The organism is Streptomyces sp. NPDC090088, from assembly GCF_044747345.1.
Taxonomy (GTDB): domain Bacteria; phylum Actinomycetota; class Actinomycetes; order Streptomycetales; family Streptomycetaceae; genus Streptomyces.
On the sequence record NZ_JBIVDZ010000003.1, the window covers coordinates 146,225 to 170,258 of the forward strand.

General features: G+C 71.3%; 20 protein-coding genes and 4 tRNA genes. 9 read left to right on the forward strand and 15 right to left on the reverse strand.

Annotation, left to right across the window (positions count from 1 at the left end; all coding sequences use genetic code 11):
• Positions 1-124: 124 nt before the first annotated feature.
• Together ACIPSJ_RS16605 and ACIPSJ_RS16610 are read left to right on the forward strand one after the other, a co-directional pair.
• Positions 125-259 (forward strand): hypothetical protein, encoded by a 135-nt coding sequence (locus ACIPSJ_RS16605; protein ID WP_401346419.1) that lies wholly within the window; start codon positions 125-127, stop codon positions 257-259.
• Positions 260-363: 104 nt separating this feature from the next.
• A complete protein-coding gene (locus tag ACIPSJ_RS16610; protein ID WP_401346421.1) occupies positions 364-864 on the forward strand; it encodes a YfbM family protein in 501 nt (166 codons plus the stop codon).
• A gap of 139 nt (positions 865-1,003) precedes the next feature.
• Here the strand turns inward: ACIPSJ_RS16610 and ACIPSJ_RS16615 are convergent, their stop codons facing one another.
• Both ACIPSJ_RS16615 and ACIPSJ_RS16620 read right to left on the reverse strand, forming a co-directional pair.
• On the reverse strand, positions 1,004-1,678 hold the full coding sequence (locus ACIPSJ_RS16615) for a hypothetical protein (protein ID WP_401346424.1): 675 nt from the start codon (positions 1,676-1,678) through the stop codon (positions 1,004-1,006).
• A gap of 91 nt (positions 1,679-1,769) precedes the next feature.
• A tRNA-Gly gene (locus tag ACIPSJ_RS16620) sits at positions 1,770-1,860 on the reverse strand.
• A gap of 178 nt (positions 1,861-2,038) precedes the next feature.
• On the opposite strand from ACIPSJ_RS16620, the gene ACIPSJ_RS16625 reads away from it, so the two are divergent.
• Both ACIPSJ_RS16625 and ACIPSJ_RS16630 read left to right on the forward strand, forming a co-directional pair.
• Complete coding sequence (locus ACIPSJ_RS16625; protein WP_401346426.1) at positions 2,039-2,536, forward strand: hypothetical protein; 498 nt, start codon at positions 2,039-2,041, stop codon at positions 2,534-2,536.
• A 28-nt stretch (positions 2,537-2,564) separates the two neighbouring features.
• Complete coding sequence (locus ACIPSJ_RS16630) at positions 2,565-3,764, forward strand: WD40 repeat domain-containing protein (RefSeq protein ID WP_401346428.1); 1,200 nt, start codon at positions 2,565-2,567, stop codon at positions 3,762-3,764.
• Positions 3,765-3,988: 224 nt separating this feature from the next.
• Here the strand turns inward: ACIPSJ_RS16630 and ACIPSJ_RS16635 are convergent.
• Both ACIPSJ_RS16635 and ACIPSJ_RS16640 read right to left on the reverse strand, forming a co-directional pair.
• Positions 3,989-4,061, reverse strand: a tRNA-Arg gene (locus tag ACIPSJ_RS16635).
• Positions 4,062-4,387: 326 nt separating this feature from the next.
• A tRNA-Ser gene (locus tag ACIPSJ_RS16640) sits at positions 4,388-4,481 on the reverse strand.
• 169 nt (positions 4,482-4,650) lie between these two features.
• Here ACIPSJ_RS16640 and ACIPSJ_RS16645 point away from each other — a divergent pair.
• A complete protein-coding gene (locus tag ACIPSJ_RS16645) occupies positions 4,651-5,127 on the forward strand; it encodes an SSI family serine proteinase inhibitor (protein WP_401346430.1) in 477 nt (158 codons plus the stop codon).
• Positions 5,128-5,457: 330 nt separating this feature from the next.
• A complete protein-coding gene (locus tag ACIPSJ_RS16650; RefSeq protein ID WP_401346432.1) occupies positions 5,458-9,621 on the forward strand; it encodes a PAS domain-containing protein in 4,164 nt (1,387 codons plus the stop codon).
• A 128-nt stretch (positions 9,622-9,749) separates the two neighbouring features.
• Here the strand turns inward: ACIPSJ_RS16650 and ACIPSJ_RS16655 are convergent, their stop codons facing one another.
• The 8 genes from ACIPSJ_RS16655 to ACIPSJ_RS16690 form a co-directional block, all read right to left on the reverse strand.
• Entirely contained in the window at positions 9,750-11,393 is a 1,644-nt protein-coding gene (locus ACIPSJ_RS16655; RefSeq protein ID WP_401347410.1) for a long-chain fatty acid--CoA ligase, read from the reverse strand.
• 207 nt (positions 11,394-11,600) lie between these two features.
• On the reverse strand, positions 11,601-12,170 hold the full coding sequence (locus ACIPSJ_RS16660; RefSeq protein ID WP_355713489.1) for a SigE family RNA polymerase sigma factor: 570 nt from the start codon (positions 12,168-12,170) through the stop codon (positions 11,601-11,603).
• Positions 12,171-12,442: 272 nt separating this feature from the next.
• Complete coding sequence (locus tag ACIPSJ_RS16665) at positions 12,443-13,609, reverse strand: lipid-transfer protein (protein ID WP_401346435.1); 1,167 nt, start codon at positions 13,607-13,609, stop codon at positions 12,443-12,445.
• Positions 13,606-14,100, reverse strand: a complete 495-nt coding sequence (locus ACIPSJ_RS16670) for a MaoC/PaaZ C-terminal domain-containing protein (protein ID WP_401346436.1) — start codon at positions 14,098-14,100, stop codon at positions 13,606-13,608. Before ACIPSJ_RS16670 ends, ACIPSJ_RS16665 begins: the two co-directional genes overlap by 4 nt.
• Positions 14,090-15,124: an acyl-CoA dehydrogenase family protein gene (locus ACIPSJ_RS16675; RefSeq protein WP_401346438.1), complete on the reverse strand. Its 1,035-nt coding sequence runs from the start codon at positions 15,122-15,124 to the stop codon at positions 14,090-14,092. Before ACIPSJ_RS16675 ends, ACIPSJ_RS16670 begins: the two co-directional genes overlap by 11 nt.
• Before the next feature lies 1 nt (position 15,125).
• Positions 15,126-16,052: a bifunctional MaoC family dehydratase N-terminal/OB-fold nucleic acid binding domain-containing protein gene (locus ACIPSJ_RS16680; protein ID WP_401346441.1), complete on the reverse strand. Its 927-nt coding sequence runs from the start codon at positions 16,050-16,052 to the stop codon at positions 15,126-15,128.
• Positions 16,033-17,286 (reverse strand): acyl-CoA dehydrogenase family protein, encoded by a 1,254-nt coding sequence (locus ACIPSJ_RS16685; protein WP_401346443.1) that lies wholly within the window; start codon positions 17,284-17,286, stop codon positions 16,033-16,035. Before ACIPSJ_RS16685 ends, ACIPSJ_RS16680 begins: the two co-directional genes overlap by 20 nt.
• A 176-nt stretch (positions 17,287-17,462) precedes the next feature.
• The gene (locus tag ACIPSJ_RS16690; protein WP_355713506.1) at positions 17,463-17,780 is read right to left on the reverse strand and encodes a hypothetical protein; all 318 of its coding nucleotides are present in this window, start codon (positions 17,778-17,780) and stop codon (positions 17,463-17,465) included.
• A gap of 360 nt (positions 17,781-18,140) precedes the next feature.
• Between ACIPSJ_RS16690 and ACIPSJ_RS16695 the strand changes: the two genes are divergently transcribed.
• Positions 18,141-19,052, forward strand: a complete 912-nt coding sequence (locus ACIPSJ_RS16695) for a bifunctional DNA primase/polymerase (protein WP_355713509.1) — start codon at positions 18,141-18,143, stop codon at positions 19,050-19,052.
• 102 nt (positions 19,053-19,154) lie between these two features.
• Here the strand turns inward: ACIPSJ_RS16695 and ACIPSJ_RS16700 are convergent, their stop codons facing one another.
• The 3 genes from ACIPSJ_RS16700 to ACIPSJ_RS16710 all read right to left on the reverse strand — a co-directional run bounded on the left by ACIPSJ_RS16700 (position 19,155) and on the right by ACIPSJ_RS16710 (position 21,845).
• Positions 19,155-20,036 (reverse strand): GNAT family N-acetyltransferase, encoded by an 882-nt coding sequence (locus ACIPSJ_RS16700; RefSeq protein ID WP_401346446.1) that lies wholly within the window; start codon positions 20,034-20,036, stop codon positions 19,155-19,157.
• Positions 20,037-20,197: 161 nt separating this feature from the next.
• Positions 20,198-20,282, reverse strand: a tRNA-Ser gene (locus ACIPSJ_RS16705).
• A gap of 60 nt (positions 20,283-20,342) precedes the next feature.
• Positions 20,343-21,845 carry a trypsin-like peptidase domain-containing protein gene (locus tag ACIPSJ_RS16710; RefSeq protein WP_359212020.1) on the reverse strand — a complete coding sequence of 501 codons (1,503 nt, stop codon included), beginning with the start codon at positions 21,843-21,845 and terminating at the stop codon, positions 20,343-20,345.
• Positions 21,846-22,102: 257 nt separating this feature from the next.
• On the opposite strand from ACIPSJ_RS16710, the gene ACIPSJ_RS16715 reads away from it, so the two are divergent.
• Together ACIPSJ_RS16715 and ACIPSJ_RS16720 are read left to right on the forward strand one after the other, a co-directional pair.
• Positions 22,103-22,930 carry a glycerophosphodiester phosphodiesterase gene (locus tag ACIPSJ_RS16715; RefSeq protein ID WP_359212022.1) on the forward strand — a complete coding sequence of 276 codons (828 nt, stop codon included), beginning with the start codon at positions 22,103-22,105 and terminating at the stop codon, positions 22,928-22,930.
• A gap of 205 nt (positions 22,931-23,135) precedes the next feature.
• Positions 23,136-23,819, forward strand: a complete 684-nt coding sequence (locus tag ACIPSJ_RS16720; protein ID WP_359212025.1) for an ATP-binding protein — start codon at positions 23,136-23,138, stop codon at positions 23,817-23,819.
• The last annotated feature ends 215 nt before the right edge of the window (positions 23,820-24,034 follow it).

Here is a 24,034-nt window from a genome sequence, read left to right on the forward strand (position 1 = left end):
TCGACAAGCGATCGGATTCACTCGCCCAGCGGACACGGCGGGGCAGGTCTTGGGGCATGGTGCTGGGCGATGGCGGTTGCCGGGGTTGCCGTACTCCGTCGCTGCACAGCAGGATGCGAGCACCGTGCGCAGGCGTGGACCCGTCCGGTTCACGCTCTACGGCACCGTCTGGCAGGTGGAAGCCGACCGTGTCCGGGTACGGGGCGCGGGAGGCGACTGGCCGCTGTGGGTCGAGCGCTGGAGAGTCATCGTCTACTGAAGACGTCCGTGCCCGTGCCCGTGCCCAAGAACATGCCCGAACTCGCGGAAGCCGAGACGGTCCGCCCGGCGGTCGTTGTCAGCGGCCTCGCCTAGTCTCCGGCCATGAGCATGATCGGTGAGTACCTGCGTGTCACGGCTGCCGAGCTCGACCGGGCGGTCCAAGACCCCGACTGGGCGCTGGACTTCGTCGAACAAGTCCAGGACGCGGAGGAGGAGACGGAGCCCGCGCCGGCCGAGGCGCGCCACTTCAGCACGTACAAGACCTGGGACATGCTCCGCTATCTCCTGGCGCGCGCCGAGTTCCCCGTGAACGTGATCCACGGCGAGGTGCTGTTCGCCGACGACGAGGATTGGGGCTACGGGCCTCCGAGGTACCTGCTGCCTGAGCGCGTCCGGCTCGCGGCGGAAGCTCTGCGGGCCACCGGCTACGGCCGGCTCATCAGTGGCGTGGACCCTGCTGAACTGACCAGCGCCGAGGTGTATCCGCTCGGATGGAGTGAGCCCGGCGTGCTTGAGTGGGGGCGCCCCTGGTACGACGGTCTCACCCAGTTCTTCGAGGCTGCTGCCAAGGCGGAGGACGCGATGCTGGTCTGGCTGGACTGACGGCTCAAGACAGCGGCGTTCACTCAGCTTGGGAAGCTGCGGGCATCTGGGGGAGGTTGGGCCGCTGACCAATCTGGTGCGGTTCTGGTGCGGTCCTGGTGCGGTTGCGGTGCGGCCCAGGCCGACGGAAGTCAGACGGTCATTCGTACCAAAGTCCGGGAAGCGGTCCGCGCTTGGTCGTTGCCGGAACCCCGGACACGGTGCTGCCCCTTTCGAGGTCGCCCCGGATGTGCAGATAGAGGGCGGGCGTCGGCAGGCCGACGGTCTGGATCCAGCCCTTGCCGTGCACGTGGCCGGCGGCTGTCAGCTCCGCGGCCTGGCCCGGTGGGGCGATGCTCTCCACGTAGCTTTGGCAGATCGTCTCGCCGCTGTCGGCAAAGGCGTAGCGGGCAGCGTAGGCGTAGCCCTCGTGGAGCCAGACGTACAGCACGATTGGCTTGTCCAGAACCGCGCGGAACCACTCGGCGGCAAGCTCGGCGAGCCGTTCCACGGAGCCCTTGGCGTCAAGGGCCCAGGCACTGGGACGATCCGGGAGCAGATACAACTGGTTGTGCAAACGGTCCCCCCGGACGCGGTCACCGACCAGGTGTATCCCCAGATCGATCAAGTGCCGGCGGGGCTCAGCCCGGTCGGACAGGCTGACGTGCGCGAGGAGTGATCCCCAGTCGTCCGGGCGTCCGACCTCCCCGACAACATCCGTCGGCGCCCAGGCCGTGCAACGCCCGCTCAGTGCGGCCACGAAGGCTCTCTCAGTGTCGTCGAACTCGAAGTCGTCGTCCGGATCATCGATCTCGAACCAGGCACGCGTCGTCATGGGGCTGACCCTATGGCGAGAGCCAGGTGCGCCCCGGGGCTCCCAGACGCCCACCAAGCCCCGGCCCCTGATCGATCCGGGGTCTTTTTCCTGGTGCCCCGGCAGGATTCGAACCTGCGACACCCGCTTTGGGAAATGGGCCGCCTTCTGGGCGCTCTCAACCGCGTTGGGCGAGTCAGGGCTCGGTAACCGACCACCACGGGAATGCATTTATCCACTCTTGCATGCGCGCGCACTACCGCGCGAGTTTCGTTCTCACGCAGAAAATGTGTCGCCAAATTCTAGACACTTTGCTTTCGAAGTGGTCCACATGTGACGCACGTGGCCTCTCACGATGCCGGGCGCGATAGCGTGCGCCGCGTGAACACTAGCGAAGCCGTACTCTGGGCTCTGCTCGGATGTGGAGTCGCCGAGGCGGCCTACGTCTACGGGGCGATGAAGCCCTCGGGCCCCGAAGGAGAGTGGACGTGGCCGTGGCCCAGAAAGGAAACCCCGAAATGGGGGGCGGCGGTCACCTGCAGATTCTTCCTGACGGGAGCGGCCATCGCCCCGTTGGCCGCATCGAAAAGAATTCCGGACAACCTGATGGCGTTCCTTTTCGGTCTGGCCGCCCCGGTTCTGGTTGCCAAGATGTCGGCATGGGCCGAGAAGAACATGGGAGGCTACTTGAAGGACTCGGGTGAAAACCTTCGCGAAGCACCCCTTGACGACGGTTTCGATACGGTGTCCCACACCGAGACGGCAACCGAATCGAACAACAGGGAGATTCCTGAACCGAGGTCACCCAAGCGGAAATCCACGAAGAAGAGCGACGGTCGACCATCAGGTTCTACGGGGGTGAAAAATGCCAGGCGGTAAGCGACTGTTACGGGAGATCTTCTTCTATTTGGGACAGCCCGAGATTGCGCATCACGAAAAGGCCCCGTCGCGGTACACGTTCCTCTCGGCCCTCGCGGGCCGGACGCCCGAGCGGGCACCGAACGCGCGCTGGACGGTGGCCGCGCAGTCGCCGCCTCGATCGGTTGTCGCGTCCGACGTGCTGCGCCCCAGTGGGATCGTCTCACTCGTGATCGGACTGGTTCTGGGAGCTGTCGGAGTTCATCTGGCAGGCGAGGTCACGCGCTCCGGATCTCCCGATGTGTCGCCTCCCAACGAGGCGATCGTGCAGCATGAATTCAAGGTGAACGGATCGGCGATCGGAGCCGCATTCGGCCCTCAGAACACGCTGGCGGTCGCGACCGCCAGTGGCAATATCACACTCTTGAACCTCAAGAACGAAAACAAGCGGGTGGAACTGGGGCGGACCGGCGCCTTCCCCGCGGCTCGCGCCGTTTTCAACCCGCGAGGCAACGCGCTGGCGGTCGGTAGCGTCGATGGCACCGTACGAATCTGGGAAAACGCCCTGACCTCCCCCTACGAGGCACAGGTGACACTCCCCATGCAGGAGGACGGGAAATATGCGGGCGCCGTCATCGACATGGCGTACAGCCCGAACGGAAAATACCTTGTGGTGGCGAGCTCGACCTCGCTGATTCGCATCTGGGACGTTTCGAACCCTTCGCATCCCACTGCTCTCGCATCATCGAGCGAGCCACATCTGGTGACGCGGCTCGCTTTCAATGCGTCGGGTGACATGTTGGCGGTCGGGAACACGGACAGCACGGTGCAGCTCTGGGACGTCAAGGATCCGAGGAACCCCCGTGACCTGTACGGGGAGATCAAGGCTCCTACGGGAGTAACTGCGCTGGCCTTCAGCTCCGGCAGGAAAACTCTCGCGGTCGGCAGCTCCAACGGCTCGGTCCAGCTATGGGATGTCTCCCACCCCGAGGAACCTTCGAAAACCGCCGATGCGAGAGCGGTCGGCTACACGAACGATCTCGCGTTCAACGGGGACGGTTACACCCTGGCGGCGAGTAACACGAACGGGACCGTACGGCTTTGGGAAGACCTCGACAGTCTTGCGGAGCCGCGTGTCTTCAAACGCTCCGATCAGCAAGGAGAACTGAGCAGCGTCACCTTCGGAGACTCCAGGAACACTCTGGCCGTCACCGGTACGGACGGATCAGTGCAGCTGTGGGCCACATGAGCGCGCGGACTCGACATCGAGAACCCGCACAGGCAGGGCTGGTGCGTTCTCGCTCGGCGCGATGAGACGGTGAACGCGACCCCCGATGATCAAGGTGCTCGAAGCCTTTGATCACGAACAGGGGTCGCGTTCGCGACCGTCTGCGCCGGAGATCACGGAGTGGTCGCCGTCAAGGCATAAGCCGAAGGCCCTGTGGATCACTCCACAGGGCCTTCGACATACTGTGCACTCGGCAGGATTCGAACCTGCAACCTTCTGATCCGTAGTCAGATGCTCTATCCGTTAAGCTACGAGTGCTTGTCTTTTGTTTTTCTGTCTTCGCTCCTTGCCCTTCCGGGCCGCTCGCGGCGACAGGAAGAACATTACATGACTGCCGCCGCCATGTGAAATCCGTTAGGCGCACCCCTTGCGACCTGCGAAAACACCGAATCGTGGGGGTGAGGTCCGGTGGCGGCGGGACGGTGTCGGCCGGTGGGCTGAAGTCCCGGTCGGTGGTCGTCGGTTGCGTGGTGCGGTTCGGTGGACCGGGAGGCGTCCGCGCGTCGCCTGGGTGATCGAGGGCTCGCCGGCGCCGTGAAACGGCTCAGGGAGCCAAGCCGGAATGGCTGGGCTCCCTGATCTTGTGGCGGAGGCGGAGGGATTTGAACCCTCGATGGGCTTTAAGGCCCAAACCGCATTAGCAGTGCGGCGCCATAGACCGGACTAGGCGACGCCTCCCGCACAGCCGCCCGCGTGAGCGCGAGTGGTGCGTGCAGATGATGACACAGTCGAGCGTGCTGTCACCAATCGGCTCCCACGGTACTAGGCAGCCGGGCCGCAGGGCAAAGCCCTTCCGGTCTGCGAGGGCGTCGCGCAACGTCCGGGCGGGCGGCGCGTTGGGCAGGGCATGTCTCATGCCTTGTCTCAGGTCTGGTCCGCGGCCGCCGCGCGCTTCGGCGGGCGGGGCCGCCCCCTCGGTGCCGTCGCCGCCGTCCTCGGGTCCTTCTCCGTCCTGCCCGTGCTTCCCGCTCCGCCCGCGGTGGCTGCCGGGACGGCGGGCGACCACCTCACCGTCACCGTCCGGCACGCCGGGGCCGGGCGGGACGGGGTGTACGAGGTGTCCTGTCACCCCGGCGCGGGCCGTCACCCGGATGTGGGCGGGGCGTGCCGGACGCTGGACCAGAACACGCGGTGGGGGCACGACACCTTCGCCCCGGTCGCCCCGGGCAGCGCCTGCACCATGCTCTACGGCGGCCCGGCCACCGCCCATGTCACCGGCACCTGGGCGGGCCGCCCGGTCGACGCGACGTACGACCGCAGCAACGGGTGCGAGATCGGCCGCTGGAACCGGATGGTTCCGCTGCTGCCCGACCTCGGCCCCTGAAACCCGTGAAGCCCGTAAAGCCCGGCAGGCGGGGCGTGGACGGGGGCGCGGGCCGGGCGGAACAGGGCCGGCTCATCGAGCAAGAACGCATAACGTCGGCACAGCTGTTTCATGGCCGGGGCCCCGCTCCCGTAAATGTCTCGCGAAGGTACGGCGGAGGCGAAGCGTGTCGGTCACATGTTCGCCGTCACTTCGTCGTGCGACCTCCCTCTCATCCGGCGCCGCGACCGGAACCCGAGCCCTTAGACTCCCTCGCGTGACACGCTGCGAGCCGGTTGGCAAGATGGCCCGAGCGGTCGGCAAGGTGCGGTAACAGGGAGGAAGCGTCTCGTGAGCAGCAGGCCATCCCGAGGCGCTGCTCGCCTCGCAGCCATACTGGATGCGCTGCCGGATGCGTTGGTGCTGGTCAACGCCAACGGAACCGTGGTCAACGCGAACACCATCGCCCTGGAGGCCTTCGAGGCGCCGGGGACGGCACTGGTGGGGCGCGGGCTGCTCGATCTGCTTCCGGAGTTCGACTCACGGCTCATCCCCGGCTCGATGCGGCGGCCCGACCACATGGACCCGCGCGGGCGGACCAAGCCGACCCGGATGGTCGCCCGGCGCACCGACGGGACCGAGTTCCCGGTCGAGGTCACCAGCGCCAACCTGGAGAACGGACAGCAGGCCTACGACGGTTACGGCTACAGCGGCGACGAGCTGCTGATGCTCGTCGTGCGCGACCTGACCGGGACCGTGGACACCGAGGCCGAGCTGGCCCGCTCGCAGCGGCAGACCGAGATGATCCTGCGGGCCGCCAGCGAGGGTGTCGTAGGAACGGACACGGACGGGCGGATCGTGCTCGTCAATCCGGCGGCCGCCCAGATACTGGGTTACCGGGCCGGTGAGCTCGGCGGCAAGGAGCTGCACAACCTCGTGCTGCACTCGCGCGCCGACGGTTCGCCGTTCCCGTACGCGGAGTCGCCGCTCGCCGACACCCTGCGCTCCGGGCGCAAGCACCGGGTGCGCGGGCAGGTGCTGTGGGCCAAGGGCGACAAGAGGGTTCCGGTCGATCTGACGACCGCGCCGGTGCGCGACGGCGACCAGCTCGTCGGCGCCGTGATGACCTTCACCGACCGGCGGCCGTACGACAGCGTCGTCGACGAGAAGGACGCCCTGGAGAAGACGCACGCCGAGGAGCTGGAGAAGCTCTCCGAGGAGCACGCCTCCGACCTGACCGCGCTGCGCCAGAAGCACGTCACCGAGGTGGAGGAGCTGCGTGAGCGGCACGCCGAGGAGGTGGCCGTCGGCGAGGACCGGTACGCGGCCCTCGGCGAGCGCGAGAAGGACCGGTACGAGGCCCTCCACGGGCGGCACGAGCAGTTGCTGACGCTGCTCGCGCAGTCGTTGCGCGGGCCGCTCGACGAGCTGCGCCGCGAGCTCGCCGCCCTCGCCGCCGACGACGCGGGGCAGCTGTGGCCCGAGGCCAACCAGGTGCTCCACCACCTTTCGGCCGGTTACTCGCGTATCACCCAGCTCATCGACAACGTGCTCGGCTACCAGGCGCTGGACGCCGGCACCGAGGACATCAACCGCACCAAGGTCATGCTGGACGCCGTCGTCGCCGCCGGCGTGGACGGCGCGGTGGAGCTGATCGGGCCCGGCCGGGTGCAGTTCGCCGTGCACGCGCCGCCCATCGAGGCCGAGGTGGACCCGCAGCGGCTCGCCGTCGCGCTCGCGCATCTGATCGCGGACGTGGCCGGTGTCGACGCGACCGGCAACGCGCCGGTCTCGGCGGGTGGCTACATGGACAACACCGTGGTCGTCGCGGCGGCGCAGCGCGGTGAGGTCGTCCGCATCGAGGTGCGCGGGCCGTACCCCGGGGGCGACCCGGTGCACGAGCCGATCGTGCGCGGGATCGTGCGCGCGCACGGCGGTGTGCTGCAGACGCACGACGTGCCGGGCATGAGCGGCAGCGCCTTCGTGCTGGAGGTGCCGATCGGGGGCGGCGCCGGGGCCGTGGCCCCGCCGGCCGGTCTGGCGCTGGAGGCGGCCCCTGTCGTCGAGGAGACCGGTGCCGGTGGGCGGCGGCGGGCCCGGCGGTCCTCCGTGGACGCCTTCCTGGAGAGCGACGTTCCCGGCGGGTCCGGCGCGTCCGGCGGGTCCGGTGAGAGTGAGGACGAGGTTCCGGCCGCGCCGACCGGACGGCGGCGCCGGCGTGCCGCCGAGGCGGCGGGTCAGGAGGGCGGCCCCGCCGCGATCGAGAGCGCGGAGTCGGCGTCGGCTGCGGCTTCGGCTTCGGCTTCGGCCGTTGAGCCCGCGTCGGAGTCCGGCGGTACCGGGCGGCGGCGTGGGCGTCCGGGCGACGGTGACGCGGGCGTGGCCGAGGGTGCCGTGGTGACGGCGGCCGAGCAGGGCGCCGGGGCGGCGGCTTCGGCCACGGGGCTGGGCGCCGCCGTGCCGCCGCAGGGCGTGCCCGCGTCCGCGTCGGGGCGCCGCGCGCGCCGGGAGCCCGAGGAGCGGCAGGCGCTGCCGCCGGCGCTGCCCGCGGCTCCCTCCGAACCGGCGGCCGAGGACGGCCAGCCGGGCGGACGGCGGCGCCGTGCGCTGGCCGCGGCCGCCGAGCGGGCCGAGCAGCAGCAGGCGGGGCCCCGCCCGGTCTTCGCGCTGCCGCCGGCCGAGGCCGACCGCACCCCCGACCACGGCGAGACGGCGGGCGACGAGGGCCGGCACGACGCCGTGGCCCACGACCAGGCCGAGGACCACACCCCGCCGCAGCCGCACCCCACCACCGCGCCGACCGGCCGCCGCAGGCGGGCCGTGGGCCAGCCCGCGGAGGGGAACCCGGCCGCGGCCGTGCCGATGGTGCCCGCGCAGGCGGCCGGGCCCGGACAGCCGGTTCCGCCCGGACAGCCGGGGCTGCCGGGCCTGCCGGTTCAGCCGGGGCTTCCGCTTCAGCCAGGGCTTCCGGGGCCGGGCGTTCCGGTTCAGGCCGTCCCTGCGGCGCAGGTAGCCGCGCCGACGGGCGTTCCCGCGCCGACGGGCGTTCCCGCGCCGCAGGCGCTGCCGAGCGCGGCCGTACCGGCGCAGGGACAGGGAGAGGCGCAGGGACAGGGCGCTGTACCGGCCGTCGCCGCCGAGTCGGCGCCGACGGCTCCCGCCCAGCCCCTTCCGGCGGAGGCCGCCCCCGTGGCCCCCGTACCGCAGCAGTGGCCGGGCTCGGACGAGGCACCCGCCCTGCCACCCGCGGCGGCCGCCACACCTGCCGCCGCCCCCACAGCCACCCCCGCCCCTCAATCCCCTCGTGCCGCACAGCCGTTGCCCGCCGAGGCGGCGGCGATGCCCGCGCCGGTCGACCCGGACTCCACCCAGGGCCGGGCGTTCAGCGTGCGGACGCTGGGGCAGGGGGTGCCGTTCTCGCGGCAGGCCGCGCAGGTGCAGCAGCCGACGGCCACCCCGCCCCCGCACCAGCCGGGCGGCAACGGACGGCGCCGCAAGCTGGGCACACCCCCGGACCCGGGCCCGCAGCCACAGCCGCAGCCCGAGCAGACGGCCCGGCCGCACCCGCCGGCCGAGCAGCCGGTCGCCGCCAAGCCGGCCGCGGCCCAGCCGCTGCCGCAGCCGTCGCTGGCCGGGCAGTCCCGGCTCGTCGGCGCCACCGACGGCGCCGGACGGTCGTACGCCATAGGGGCGCCGGACGTGAACGCCGCCGAGGGACCCGAACCGCTGGACGGTCCTGGCGGTGCGATCGAGGTCGCGGATCCGCCGCGCCCGCAGCCGATGGACGACGAGCTGCCCCCGGAGCCGCTGGACAACCCGCGCCGGCTGCTGGTCTGGCCGGCGCCCGATGTCACCACCCAGCAGGCGCTGAGCGACCGCGGCTACCGGCCGGTGATCGTGAACTCCCGCGACGAGGTCGACGCGCAGATCGCCGCGTTCCCGGCGGCGCTGTTCGTGGACCCGCTGACCGGGCCGATCACGCGCACCGCGCTGCAGTCGCTGCGGCAGGCGGCGGTGGCCGCCGAGGTGCCGGTGATGGTCACCGCCGGACTGGGACAGGCGACGCGGGAGGCGGCGTACGGCGCCGATCCCGCCGTACTGCTGAAGGCGCTCGCGCCCCGGGACAGCGAGCAGCACCCGCCGCGGGTGCTGCTCATCGAGGAGCACGCGGAGATCGCGCTGGCCCTGACCTCGACGCTGGAGCGGCGCGGGATGCAGGTCGCGCGGGCGGCGAGCGACGCGGACGCGGTGACGCTGGCGGGGCAGTTGCGGCCGAACCTGGTGGTGATGGACCTGATGCAGGTGCATCGCCGCCAGGCCGGGATCATCGACTGGCTGCGGGCGAACGGGCAGCTCAACCGGACGCCGCTCGTCGTCTACACGGCGGCGGTGGACCAGGCGGACCTGCCCCGGCTGGCGTCCGGGGAGACCGTGCTGTTCCTGGCGGAGCGGTCGACGAGCGGTGAGGTGCAGAGCCGGATCGTGGACCTGCTGGCCAGGATCGGCACGAACTGAGGGAGCGCCGTTCGGGGAACTGCCGACCGTCGGCCGCGCGTTGATCGTGGCTGGTCGCGCCCGCGCGGCGGCAGCCGCAAATCGACTACCGCCCGGCACCCCTGAAGGGGCGCTTCAGCGCGGGGCGCCTACAGGCTGGTGACGTCCAGCTCGCCCTCGGCGTACCGCCTGCGCAGGACCTTCTTGTCGAACTTGCCCACGCTCGTCTTCGGCACCGCCTCGATCAGCGTCCAGCGCTCCGGCAGCTGCCACTTCGCGATCTTGCCCTCCTCGGCGAGGAAGGTGCGCAGGGTCTCGAAGGTCGCCGTGGAGCCCTCCCGCAGGACGACCGTCGCCAGCGGGCGCTCGCCCCACTTGTCGTCGGGGACGGCGACGACCGCCGCCTCGGCGATGTCCGGGTGGGACATCAGCGCGTTCTCCAGTTCGACCGAGGAGATCCACTCGCCGCCGGACTTGATGACGTCCTTCGCGCGGTCGGTGAGGGTGAGGAAGCCGTCGGGGGAGATGGTGCCGACGTCACCGGTCTTCAGCCAGCCGTCCTCGCTGAACTTGTCGTCGGGGCGCAGCGGCTCGCCGTCGGGGCCGTTGTAGTACGCGCCGGCGATCCAGGGGCCGCGCACCTCCAGCTCGCCCGCCGCCTCGCCGTCCCAGGGGAGGCGCTGCCCGCCCGGGCCGCTGAGACGGGCCTCCACGGAGGCCGGGAAACGACCCTGGGTGAGGCGGTACGCGAACTCCTGCTCCGTGCCCACGACATGGGCCGGCGGCCGGGCGATCGTGCCGAGCGGGGAGGTCTCCGTCATGCCCCAGGCGTGGCAGACCCGCATGCCGAGCTTGTCGAAGGCGGCCATGAGGGACGGCGGGCAGGCCGCGCCGCCGATGGTGACCTGGGTGAGGGAGGAGACGTCCCGGGGCCGGGCGGTGAGTTCGCCGAGCAGGCCCTGCCAGATGGTGGGGACGGCCGCCGCGTGCGTCGGGCGCTCGCTCTCGATCATCTCGGCGAGCGGGCCCGGCTGGAGGAAACGGTCCGGCATGAGGAGGTTGACGCCGGTCATGAAGGTGGCGTGCGGCAGACCCCAGGCGTTGACATGGAACTGCGGTACGACGACCAGGGACGTGTCCTGGTCGGTCAGGCCCATCGACTGGGCCATGTTGACCTGCATCGAGTGCAGGTAGATCGAACGGTGGCTGTACACCACGCCCTTGGGGTCGCCCGTGGTGCCGGAGGTGTAGCACATGGCGGCGGCCTGGCGTTCGTCCAGCTCCGGCCAGTCGTACGCGGTCGGCTTCCCGGCGATCAGGTCCTCGTACTCGTGCACCCGCGCGGCGGCACCGGCGAGCGGCGAGCGGTCGCCCGGGCCGGAGACGACGAGGTGCTCGACGGTCGGCAGCTTGGACAGCAGCGGCGCGATCATCGGGATCAGCGAGCCGTTGACGACGATGACGCGGTCGGCGGCGTGGTTGACGATCCAGACCAGCTGTTCGGCGGGCAGCCGCAGATTGAGCGTGTGCAGGACCGCGCCCATGGAGGGGATCGCGAAGTACGCCTCGGTGTGCTCCGCGTTGTTCCACATGAGAGTGGCCACCCGGTCGTCGCCCCGGACACCCAGGTCGTCGCGCAGGGCGTGGGCCAACTGGGCGGCGCGGGCGCCGACCTCGGCGAAGCTGCGACGGTGCGGTTCGGCCTCGCCCGTCCAGGTGGTCACCTGTGACTCGCCATGAATCCTCGACCCGTGGGTCAGGATCCTGGAGATCAGCAGCGGTACGTCCTGCATGGTGCTCTGCACGGCGTCCTCCCGGGGGCGTCATTGCCTACTCGGCGGTATCAGGGCTCCGCTGATTCTGCGCACATACCAATCGGTATGTCACTAGGAGAAAGCCAACAAAGCCTGTCCGAAGGCTCCTCAAGGCCCCTCAAGGCCCCTCAAGGCCCCTCAAGGCCCCTCAAGGCCCCTGAAGGCTTCCGGACGCTGTCGGGCACGCTATCGGGCGAGGTCCAGTTCGGGGTCCTCGCGCAGTTTTCCGAGCGCACGCGACACCGCGGACTTCACCGTCCCCACCGACACCCCGAGCACCTCGGCCGTCTGCACCTCGCTCAGGTCCTCGTAGTAGCGCAGCACGACCATCGCCCGCTGCCGCGCGGGCAGTTTCATGATCGCCCGCCACATCGCGTCGTGCAGCGCCTGCCGCTCGGCCGGGTCGTCCGCACCGCCCGCCGGCTCCGGTTCGGGCAGTTCGTCGCAGACGAACTCGTCGACCCGGCGCTTGCGCCACTGCGAGGTCCGCGTGTTGAGCAGGGCCCGGCGCACATAGCCGTCGAGCGCCCGGTGGTCCTCGATCCGCTCCCAGGCCACATACGTCTTGGCGAGCGCGGTCTGGAGAAGGTCCTCGGCATCGCTCGGGTTCGCGGTCAGCGACCGGGCGGTGCGCAGCAGGACCGGCTGTCGGGCCATGACGTACGAGGCGAACGAAGGGTAGGGGCGGGAATGCGGACGGGTCTGCCTCGCCGAGACAGCGGCGCCCGAAGCGCTGGTGCAGACGGGTGTGGTCATGGCTCCACGCTATGAGCGGGCGATGTTCCGGCGGATCGGCCGCAGGTCCCGAAGCAGAGTCCGCCTCAGGTTGTAGGGGTGGGGTTGGCTACACCTCCTGAAGGTGGAGTACGAGCGCGGTACTCCTGCGGGTTTACCCCTGCGGGAGGGGTACGACGGCGGCCACGGCCCCGGTCGTCCGAGGCCACCGGGCTCGGGGCCGGGGTCTCGGGGCTCAGGCCTCGGGGTCTCGGGGCTCAGGGCTCGGGGCTGCGGGCTACGGGGCTCGGGGCTCAGCCGTCCGAGGTCAGGACCAGTCCCGACGTCGGTACGCCCGTGCCGGCCGTCACCAGGACCCGGTCCGCCCCGGGTATCGGGTTCGCGGCCGTGCCGCGCAGCTGGCGCACCCCTTCCGCGATCCCGTTCATCCCATGGAGGTACGCCTCCCCGAGCTGTCCCCCGTGGGTGTTCAGGGGCATGCGCTCCTCGGCCACGAAGTCCGCCGCCTCCCCCCGGCCGCAGAACCCGAACTCCTCCAGCTGCATCAGCACGAACGGGGTGAAGTGGTCGTAGAGGATCCCCACGTCGATGTCGGCCGGGGCCAGCCCGGACGTCCGCCACAGCTGTCGGGCCACCACGCCCATCTCCGGCAGCCCGGTGAGGTCGTCCCGGTAGAAGCTGGTCATCTGTTCCTGCGCCCGGCCGGCGCCCTGTGCGGCGGCCGCGACCACGGCCGGCGGACGCGGCAGGTCGCGGGCCCGCTCCACCGAGGTGACGACCAGGGCCTGACCGCCGTCCGTCTCCTGGCAGCAGTCGAGGAGCCGGAGCGGCTCGACGATCCAGCGGGAGGCCGCGTGCTCGGCGAGGGTGAGGGGGCGGCCGTGGAAGTAGGCGGCCGGGTTGGTCGCCGCGTACTTCCGGTCGACGACCGCCACATGCCCGAACGCCTCCGGGGTCAGCCCGTATGTGTGCAGATAGCGCTGCGCCGCCATCGCCACCCAGGACGCCGGGGTGAGCAGCCCGAACGGCAACGCCCAGCCGAGCGCCGCCCCCTCCGCCGAAGGCTCCCGGTGCTGCACGCCCGAGCCGAAGCGGCGGCCCGATCGCTCGTTGAACGCCCGGTAGCAGACCACCACCTCGGCGACGCCTGCCGCGATCGCGAGCGCCGCCTGCTGGACCGTGGCACAGGCCGCGCCGCCGCCGTAGTGGACCCGGGAGAAGAAGGACAGCTCACCGATCCCGCAGGCCTGGGCGACGGTGATCTCCGGGCTGGTGTCCATCGTGAACGTCACCATCCCGTCCACGTCCGCCGGGGTCAGCCCCGCGTCGTCCAGCGCGGCCCGCACCGCCTCCGCCGCCAGCCGCAGCTCACTGCGGCCCGAGTCCTTGGAGAACTCGGTCGCCCCGATCCCCACGATCGCCGCCCGCCCACCGAGCGAGTCCCGGCCCCGCACGCTCATGAGGCCTCCTCGTCGGTGAGGGTGACCGCAGTCCCGGGCAGGGTGAGGGTCACCGTGCCGGTCACATGCTTGCCGATGGCGTTGGCGCCGACCACCCGGACCGTCACCGTCGTCGTCACCGTCGTCGTCCCCGCCTCCGTCCCCGTCCCCTCGTCCAGTTCCTCGATCAGTTCCTCGATCCGGCCGGTCAACACCATGGTGTCCCCGGGGTAGTTGGGCGCCCCCAGCCGGATGGCGACCTTGCGGAGCACCGCCGTCGGACCGAAGTGGTCGGTGATGTAGCGGCCGACCAGGCCGTTCGTCGTCAGGATGTTCATGAAGATGTCCGGCGAGCCCTTCCGCCGGGCCAGTTCGGCGTCGTGGTGCACGTCCTGGTAGTCCCGGGACGCGATCGCCCCCGCCACGATCAGCGTCCGCGTGATCGGGATCTCCAGGGACGGCAGCTCGCTGCCCACGCCCGGCCGGGTCGTCTCAGTCCTCTCAGTCCCCACGTGCGATCAACTCCCCCAGTTCCTGGAGCACTTCGCCCCCACTGCCCAGATACGCGTCCAGCTGGCGTCCCCACAGGAAGTGCCGGTGCACCGGGTGGTCGACGTCGGCACCCGCGCCGCCGTGCAGATGCTGGCCCGAGTGCACGACCCGCTGTCCCGCCTCGGACGCCCACCAGGCGGCGGTCAGCGCGTGGGTGGCGTACGGCAGCCCCGCGTCCCGCCGCCAGGCCGCCTCGTACGCCGTCACCCGTATCGCCTCGGTGTCCATGTGCGCGTCGGCGGCCCGGAGTTGCACGGCCTGGCGGGTGGCGAGCGGCCGGCCGAACTGCTCGCGGGTGGTGGTGTGCGCGACGGCGCGGGCCAGGGAGCCCGCGCAGACCCCGGCCTGGAGCCCGGCGAAGGCGGTGCGGGCGGTGGCCAGGACGTCGGTGTAGGCGTCCACGGCGCCGAGCGGCTCGGCGGGGGCCTCGTGGAGCGTGAGCCGGCCCGCCGACCAGGGGGCGGTCAGCTCGACCTCCTCGACGCCGGTGCCGCCGGTGCCCTCGCCGAGGGGCACCAGCCACAGCAGCCGGCCGGCGTCGGCGACCAGGACATGGGTGGCGTCACGCAGCCACGGGACGACGGGGACGGTGCCGCTCAGGCCACCGTGCGCGCAGGGTCGTACCGCCGACTGTGCCGGGAACGCGCCGGTCACCACCGTCGAGCCGTCCGCGATGCCCGGCAGCAGCCGCTCCCGCTGCTCGACCGTGCCGTGCGCGGTGACCGCCAGCTGTCCGTAGACACAGCTCGCCGCGTACGGCACCTGGGCCGTGGTGCGCCCCTGTTCCTCCAGCAGCAGCACCAGGCCGAGGAGGCCCAGTTCCTCCACCGCGGCCACCAGCCCGGCCGCGGTGAGGGCCTTCCACAGCTCCGGGTCGCTGCCGGTGCCGGCGGCCCGCAGCCGCTCATGGGTGGCGAGGTCGGCGAAGATCCTGGCGGCCAGGTCACGGGCCCCGGCCTGGGCCTCGGTGGGCGTGAAGTCCATGTCAGGCCTCCCCGCCGAGAGCGTCCACGGCCCGGAAGACGGGCAGGGTCGTCGCCGTGCCGTCCTCCTCGTACCGGAGGAACTCCACCCGGACCGGCAGTCCGATCCGCACCTTGTCGTACGGCACCCCCACCACGTTGCTCACCATCCGCACGCCCTCGGCGAGTTCGATGAGGCCGACCGCGTAGGGCGGGTCGAAGGCCGGGAAGGGCGGGTGGTGCATGACCACGTACGAGTAGACCGTGCCCGCGCCGGCCGACTCGACGGTGTCCCAGTCGAGGGAGCCGCAGGCGTTGCAGCCGGGCAGCCAGGGGTGGCGCAGGGTGCCGCAGCCCGCGCAGCGCTGGATGAGGAGGCGTTCGTCGGCCACGCCCTCCCAGAAGCCGGCGTTGTCGCGGTTGACCACCGGGCGGGGGCGTGGCGGAGCCTTGCGGGGCCTTCCGGCGGGCGCGTACTTGAGGATGCGGAAGCGGTGGGTGCCGGCGAGGTCGTCGCCGACCCGGATGTCCGTGCGGGTGGTGACGAAGTAGCCCGTGCCCAGCTTCGTCGTCTTCCGCTCGGAGACCGACTCGATCACCGTGTCGAAGACCACCTCGTCGCCCGGCCGCAGGGGCCTGAGGTACTCCTGTTCGCAGTCGGTGGCGACCACCGAGGTGCAGCCCGCCTCGTCGAGCAGGGTCATCAGCTCGTCGTACGCGCCGGTGCGCCCCTCGTGTCCGGACAGGCCCCCCATGGTCCACGCCTGGAGCATGGTGGGCGGGGCGATCGCCTCCGACCCCTCGTACGCCGGGTTGGTGTCGCCCGTGGCCTCGCACCAGTGCCGGATCATGGGCAGGTTGACCGGGTCCTTGCCCACGCCGGCGACGGCGGCCGGCTGCCCCTCGTACGCCTTGAGCCGCGCTCCCGGCTCATCGCCCGCCCCGGTCACGGCCACCACCCCTCGGCATCCCGAGCCGCATGGTCGCGACGATCTCCCGCTGCACCTCGCTCACCCCGCCCCCGAACGTGTTGATCTGCGCCGCCCTGTTGAGCCGCTCCAGCTCACCGTCCCCGAACGCCCCCGGCGATCCGGACCGGACCCATCCGGCTTCGCCGACGATCTCCTGACACATGCGATACGTCGCGACTGTCGATTCCGTTCCCGCGAACTTCACTCCGCTGGCCTCCGCGGGGGCCACCCGGCCCGCCCCCACATCCCCCACCAAACGCCAGCTGAGCAGGCGGTTCGCCGCCAGCCGGGCATGCGCTTCGGCCAGCCGAAAACGAATCCACGGCTCGTCAACGCGGCGCCGCTCCGTCACTGGATCGGGGGTGCGGGCGGCGGTGAGCGCGGCCTCGTAGAAGTCCTCGGCCTGCATGCCGGTCGCGGCGAGCGCGACCCGCTCGTGGTTGAGCTGGTTGGTGATGAGCGACCAGCCGTCGTGCTCGGCGCCGACCAGGTTCCCGGCGGGGACGCGGACGCCGTCGTAGTAGGTCGCCGTCGTGATCTGGCCACCCACCGTCTCGATCGGGGTCCAGGAGAACCCGGGCGCGTCGGTGGGGACCAGCAGGATCGAGATGCCGCGGTGCTTGGGCGCCTCGGGGTCGGTGCGGCAGGCCAGCCAGATCCAGTCGGCGTGCTGGGCACCCGAGGTGAAGATCTTCTGCCCGTCGATCACCCAGTCGTCCTCGCCACCGCCTCCGCCGCGGTCAGCCTCTCCGCCGCGGTCAGCCTCTCCGCCGCCGTCAGCCTGTCCGCCGCCGTCGCCGTCCCGCACCGCACGGGTGCGCAGCGAGGCCAGGTCGGTGCCGGCGGAGGGTTCGCTGTAGCCGATGGCGAAGACCAGGTCGCCGCTGAGGATGCCGGGCAGGAAGCGGGCCTTCTGCTCGTCGCTGCCGTACTTCATCAGCGTGGGTCCGACGGTGTTGAGCGTGACCATCGAGACCGGCGCTCCGGCCCGGTACGCCTCGTCGAAGAACACGAACTGCTCGTCCGCGCCCCGGCCTTGACCGCCGTACTCGACGGGCCAGCCGAGGCCGAGCAGCCCGTCCGCGCCGATGCGCCGCAGCAGCGCACGGCGTTCGGCGGGGTCCTCGGGGGCGGGGGACGGGATCAAGGACCTGAAGTAGGCGCGGAGTTCGGCGCGCAGCCGCTGCTGGCGTTCGGTGGGAGCCAGATGCATGGTTTCTGACTGTCCGTCAGATACGGCGCACTGTCAAGGTCGAACGGGGCGGCGGAGGAAGGGACTCCGGGATGGCGAAGGGGCCGGAAAACGCCTGCGCGGCGGTGCCGAAGCACCGCCGCGCGGACGTACTGCCCATCCCCACAGACCACACCCCACCAGGGCTCAGGCGGGGCCTACCACAGCTGGGTGAAGTGGACGGCGACGTTGTCGTTGCCCTGCTGGATGGCCGTCCACGCGGAGCCGTTGACCTGAGCGGTGTTGCTCTGGTTCGAGGCGCCGTTGCCCACCGCGTTCTGCTGCGTGGTGGAGGAGTTGCCGCTGTTGTTGTGACCGACCCCGCTGCCGATGATGCCCGCCGAGCCGGCGTTGGCGCTCGATCCGTTGCCCGCGATGGCACCGTTGTCAGCGGCCGCGACCCCGGCGAAGAGCGCGGCGGCGAGCGGGAGGGCGGAGACGGCGGCGAGAACGCGGGCGGTACGGATGCTTGCCATGTTGTTTCCTCTCAGAGCCCGGCTGTGCCGGAAGTACGTCAAGTAATGCTCTTTCCGGGGCAGTTGGCCGACCGCCTCGGTGGTTGTCATCGACGTCGCGAGATCAGAATTGCCCACCGAATCCCCGGCGAACCAGCCCGGAAGCCCTCATTCGCCCTCAAGCGTGATGACAAGTCGATAAACCCCTTTCGCCATCTTTGGTTGACTCCATCACCAGCCATGACCAATCCGGACATCAGCCCCTCCAAGCACCCCAAGGGGAGAACCGTTCCGGCGCCGCTTTCCGGCCAACCGGCATCCCTCGGCGTGTCCCGCCCGCCCCCTCTTCCCTTTTTCGAACGTACGTACGAACATGGAGTCATGGCCATCACCGACCGGCAGGCGACAACCCTGGCCCTCGCACACGCCCTGTCAGCCGCCGAGCGCGGCCTGGCCGTCATCCCCCTGTCCCGCACCAAGCTCCCGGCCCTGCGCTCCCCGCACCGCGACGCGCCCGGTTCTTCGAACAACGCCGCACCCCACGACCACCCGGAACCGACGGCGCCGCCCTGCCACGGCGAGTGCGGCCGCCCCGGCCACGGGGTGTACGACGCCACCAGCGACCCGGCCCGCATCCGCGAGCTGTTCGCCGCGGCGCCCTGGGCGACCGGCTACGGCATCGCCTGCGGACTGCCCCCGCACCGCCTCATCGGCGTCGACCTCGACGTGAAGTCCGGTACGGACTCCACCTCGGCCCTGCGCGAACTGGCGCTGCGGCACCTGTTCACCATCCCGCCGACGGTCGTCGTACTCACGCCGAGCGGCGGCCGCCACCTCTGGCTGACCGGGCCGCCGGACGTCGTGGTCCCCAACTCGGCGAGCCGCTTGGCGCCCGGCATCGACATCCGGGGCGCCGGCGGCTACCTGGTCGGCCCCGGTTCCCGCACCGACCAGGGCCTCTACGCCACCGCCCCCGGTACCGCACACCTGGTCCCGGCCCCCTGCCCGCCCTCACTGCTCCGCCTGCTCCTGCCACCCCCGCGCGCGGCCCACCCGGCCACCCACCCCTCGGTCGGCAACCGCGGCCAGGGCCTGGTCCAGTTCGTCCTCTCCGCCCACGAGGGCCAGCGCAACACCCGCCTGTTCTGGGCGGCCTGCCGCGCCTACGAGAACGGCATCGGCCGCGCCCTGCGGGCCCCCCTCATCGACGCGGCCGTCCACACGGGCCTGACGGAGGCCGAGGCCCGCGCGACGATCGCCTCGGCCGCGCGGATGACGGGCCACCGCCCCTGACCCCCGCCGCGCGACGAACGCGGAGACCGCATGCGTAAGGGGTGCCCTCCCTGGAGGAGCACCCCTTACGCCCCGTTCACGACGACGGTGGCTGGCGGCTGCTCAGTCGGCGTCCGCCCCGGCACGCGAGAAGTCGTACGCGCACCAGTCGGCGAGCCGGACGTATCCGAGGCGTTGGTAGAGGGCGTTGCTGGTGGGGTTGGACTGGTCCGCGAACAGGACGACGTCCGTGGTCCCGGCGGCCCGCGCGGCCCGGCTCACCTCCGCCGCCACCGCACCCGCGTAGCCCCGACCGCGCAGATGCGCCGGGGTGTAGACGATGTCCACCTGGATCTGGCCGCCGATCAACGGGTTCATGCCCGCGACGGAGACGGGGGTGCCGTCCGGGGTCTCCCAGAGCGTGTAGCGCTTGTCGGCGAAGCGGGTGCCGCCCCACGTGCCGGCGTCGACGACCACATCCTCCCCCACCGATCTGGCGAACTCACCGCACCAGAAGATGGCTTCCCCAAGATCCTCCTCACCCAGGACACGGGCCCGTCCCGCCGGCATCGGGTCGGGTGGCGTGAGCGTGCCGAGGCCGTACAGACGGACCCGGGTGTCGCGGATTCCGGGCGTCGCGCCGGTGTGCCGCTGCCAGGCCTCGGCGAACGCGGTCGCCGTGCCGTGATCGGCGCCGACGGAAGAAAGGTCGTGACCGAGCCCGGCCAGGTGCGCGGCGAGGGAGTCGGCCTGCTCGGGCGTGAGGGGCGACAGACCCAACGCACGGGGCGGAAGGTGGTAGAAGGTGGCCTCCACCTCACCCGCCCGCTCCAGCAGGCCGAAGACGGCAGCCTCGCTGCCGAACGCCCCCGCCCCCCGCTTCCGCACCCTCTCGGCCCAGGTCAGCTGCATCACGTGCGGGCCGGGCCGCAAGCGCAGAAACTCCCCGGCCCGCGCGAGAAAGTCGTCGACGTCTTCGGTTAACTGCCAGTCGGCTGAGCGCATGCCTGATGCTTTCCCACCCCGGCACACGCGTCCAGAGCAGACGCCCCCATCATCCCGACCGCCGCGCACCACACGAACCGCCGCACCAGGCACCCACACCCACCCCGCACACGCCAACGACCCCCGACCGTCATACCTGGTCAGGGGCCGTTCGCATCAAGCGGTGGGTGTGGGATTTGAACCCACGGTGACTCGCGCCACGACGGTTTTCAAGACCGTTCCCTTAGGCCGCTCGGGCAACCCACCCCGCGTCGACCGAGATCGGCGCGGGGAACAGAGTAACCGGTTCGTGCGGGCGGGTGGGGGTCAGTTGTCGCCGACGCGGGAGCCGAGGGTGAGGGTGACGGTGTGTTCCGTGCCGCCTCGCTTGTAGGTGATCTGGACCTTGTCGCCGGGCTTGTGGGTCCAGATCTCGCCGATCAGGGTCGGGCCGCTGTCGATCACCGAGTCGTCGAGCTTGGTGATGACGTCGCCGGGCTTGAGGCCGGCCTGGGCCGCGGGGCCGCCCGACTCGACCGCGGCGGCGCCGCCCGAGCCGGAGTCGGTGATCTGCGCGCCGGACGTGCCGTCCTCCAGGGAGACCGACGCGCCGATCTTCGCGTAGACCGGCTTGCCGGTCTTGATCAGCTGCTGGGCCACGTACTTGGCCTGGTTGATCGGGATGGCGAAGCCGAGGCCGATCGAGCCCGACTGGCCGCTGCTGCCCAGGCCGCCGCTGGAGGCGGACTGGATCGCGGAGTTGATGCCGATCACCGCGCCGGAGGAGTCCAGCAGCGGGCCGCCGGAGTTGCCCGGGTTGATGGAGGCGTCGGTCTGCAGGGCGCTCATGTAGGACGCCTTGCTGCTGGCGCTGCCGTCGCTGGAGGCGACCGGGCGGTTCTTGGCGCTGATGATGCCCGTGGTGACGGTGTTGGACAGGCCGAAGGGGGCGCCGATGGCGATCGTCTCGTCGCCGACGGCCACCTTGTCGGAGTCGCCCAGGGCGAGCGGCTTCAGGTCCGACGGCGGGTTCTTGAGCTTGATCACCGCGACGTCGTAGCCCTGCGCGTGGCCGACGACCTCGGCCTCGTACTTCTTGCCGTCCGGGAACGTCGCGGTCAGCTTGCCGCCGTCGAGGGAGTCCGCCACCACGTGGTTGTTGGTGATGATGTGGCCCTGCTTGTCGAAGACGAAGCCGGTGCCGGTGCCACCCTCGCCGTTGGTGCTCTCGGACTCGATGGTGACCGTGCTGGGCAGCGCGTTCTGCGCGACCGCCGCGACGGTGCCGGCGGCGCGCTTGACCTGGGTGGCGCCGCCGTCGGTGGACGCGGAGACGGTCGTCGAACCGCCGTCGTCGTTGCTCTTGGCCAGCGTGTAGCCGAGGCCGCCGCCGAGGCCGCCCGCGACCAGCGCGGCCACCAGGACGGCGGCGATCAGACCGCCGCGCCCGCCGCCCTTCTTCGGCGCGGGCTGCGGCTGCTGGTACGGCTGGTTCGCATGGTCGTAGGTCTGGTGCGCCTGGTCGTACGACGATCCCCAGCCGGTGCCGGGGGCGGCACCGGCGCCCGCGCCGGCGTCCGCGTAGGAGGGGGTCGCCGGGGGCGGAGGCGGCCAGGAGCCCTCCGGAGCCTGCGGCGGGGCCGCGTAGGGGTCACCCGCGGGGGCGGGCGGGGTCGCGTAGGGGTCGCTCGCGGGAGCGGGCGGAAGCGGTGCGGTCGGCGCGTCCCCGCCGGATGCGGCCGGCTGCGGGGGAGCAGCGGGAGAGGCCGGCGGCACAGGAGGTGCGGACGGGGCCGGAGGTACCGGGTTGCCCTCGTTCTCGGTGCTCACAGCTTTTCTCCTCGATCCACGGCTTTTCTTCTCGGTCGCACTCGGTCACGCTCTTTCACGCTTGCTGTCGGTCCGGCGCGATTCAGCTGTGCATGTGCTTTTGTATGCCGTCAGCTTTTCCCACAGGCCGTCAGAGCACCATAAGCGGTGGCTGTGGGTACACGGACAACCTTTATATAGGGCCTGTCCGACAAAAGTTCCCTTTGCCGGCATCCGGGATGCCCCCACGTACGGCCACTCGGTGGCACCATGTCGCGGTGACCCACGCACCACGCCACCGCGTCCAGGTCGTCGCGCACCGCGGCGCCTCCGAGGACGCCCCCGAGCACACGCTGGCCGCCTACAAGAAGGCCATCGAGGACGGCGCCGACGCCCTCGAGTGCGACGTACGCCTGACCGCCGACGGCCATCTGGTCTGCGTCCACGACCGACGGGTCAACCGTACGTCCAACGGTCGCGGCGCGGTGTCGGCCCTGGAGCTGGCGGAGCTGGCCGCCCTGGACTTCGGCGCGTGGAAGAAGAGCCCGGCCTGGCGGGGGCGGGACGAGGAGCCGGACTGGGAGTTCCGGCCCGAGGACCGCGCGGACACCTCCGTGCTGACGCTTGAGCGGCTGCTGGAGCTGGTGGCGGACGCCGGGCGGCGGGTGGAGCTGGCGATCGAGACCAAGCACCCCACGCGGTGGGCGGGGCAGGTCGAGGAGCGGCTGCTGGTCCTGCTCAAGCGGTTCGGGCTGGACGCCCCGGCCACCGCCGCCGAGTCGCCCGTGCGGGTCATGAGCTTCTCCGCGCGGTCGCTGGCCCGGGTGCGGGCGGCCTCGCCGACGCTGCCGACGGTCTATCTGCTGCAGTTCCTCTCGCCGAGGCTGCGCGACGGGCGGCTGCCGGCGGGGGTGCGGATCGCGGGGCCCTCGATCCGGATCGTGCGCAACCACCCCGCGTACATCGAGCGGCTGAAGCGCAACGGCCACCAGGTCCACGTGTGGACGGTGAACGAGCCGGAGGACGTCGATCTGTGCGTGGAGCTCGGCATCGACGCGATCATCACCAACCGGCCGGGGGCGGTGCTGCAGCGGCTGGGGCGGTGAACCGGGGCCGGTCCTGAGTAGGACTCAGATAAAAAGTCACGTAAGGACGCTCCCGCACCCCTTGACCCGACAGCTCACTCACACCATCCTCACTTCTCGGCCACACCATCGAAATCCAGCCACACGACGCCATATCCGGGGGATACGGCGACGACCCGTCACAGGGAGTGCTCCGGCGCGTTCGGTACGTATTCGTTCGTTGCGAATGCGTCACCGGACATTCATTGGCCGGTTTCCGGTTCAGGCCAATGGGGCATCCACACCGTGGCGTGGGGCAAAGGAGGTCTCGGGGGTGGCGTTGGTGGTGGCACAGGAGGTGCCCACGTCGTCGAGCATGGCCGTACCCCATGGCCCTGCGGGCGTGGGGAAGGCGAGACACCGCATGCGCGATCAGTTGCGCACCGGTGGGGTGTCGGAAGCGGTCATCGACGATGCCGTACTGATCCTTTCCGAACTTTTGAGCAACGCCTGCAAACACGGGCGCCCCTTGGGGGACGCACTGGCCGGGGACGGCGACGTCCGGGCCGCCTGGCGGGTGGACACACGCGGCCGGCTGATCGTCGAGGTGACGGACGGCGGCGGCCCGACCCGCCCGGCTCCCATGACCCCCTCGGTCACGGCGCACGGCGGTCGCGGGCTGAACATCATCACGGCACTGGCCGACGACTGGGGTGTCCGGGACGACGCCCGGGGCGAGGTCACCGTGTGGGTCGTGGTCCACAAGGACGTGCACCACCAGGACGTACGCCACCACGACGCGCGCCGTCCGGAGGTGGGCCGCCAGGACACCGGGGAGCGCCGTGAGGCCTTCGCCGCCCGTGTCATGACGCCCTCGGCCCCGGAGATGGCCGAACTGGACTTCGCGGACGCGTTCGACGACCTGGACTGACCCGACCGACCCGACCGACCGGACCGACCGGACCGACCGGGTCCAGCAGACCGGCCGGACCCAGCAGGCCGACCGGACCCAGCAGGCCGACCGGGTCCAGCAGGCCGACCGGGTCCCGTGCGCCTGGACGTGCGGCCCGTGTCGGCGCCGTCGTCCACAGGTTCCCGTGGCCCGGGGCGCGAACGGCTAGGCTCCCGCCCGTACGAGACGAGCCG